This window comes from Streptococcus hepaticus (assembly GCF_043656315.1).
Taxonomy (GTDB): domain Bacteria; phylum Bacillota; class Bacilli; order Lactobacillales; family Streptococcaceae; genus Streptococcus; species Streptococcus hepaticus.
This window is the reverse complement of sequence record NZ_JBINIY010000059.1, coordinates 1-306: the sequence shown is the minus strand read 5'-3', so window position 1 is coordinate 306 and position 306 is coordinate 1. Positions and strand designations below refer to the sequence as shown.

Genomic DNA, 306 nt, shown 5'->3' with positions numbered 1-306 from the left:
GTGATTGAGTAGGCCTTTGACGTTTTCCAAAAATAGAAAACGTGGTTGGATTTGTTTGGCCGCTCGAGCAATCTCAAAAAAGAGAGTCCCTCGAGTATCTTCAAATCCCAATCGTCTGCCTGCGAGTGAAAATGCTTGGCAAGGAAATCCCCCGCAGATGATGTCCACTTGCCCTCTAAATTGTCTAAAGTCATGGTCTGTGACCTCTTTAATGTCATGGTATTCTATTTCCCCTTCTGTGTTAAACATGGCTTTATAAGATGTTCTAGCGAATTTATCAATTTCACAAAAGCCCAGGCATTTATG

The 306-nt window shown here is 41.8% G+C and carries 1 protein-coding gene; it reads right to left on the bottom strand.

Annotated features, from left to right (window positions below):
* Positions 1-306 (bottom strand): DNA cytosine methyltransferase (locus ACHUFA_RS11095; protein WP_394406129.1); only part of this gene is annotated, 306 nt, incomplete at both ends.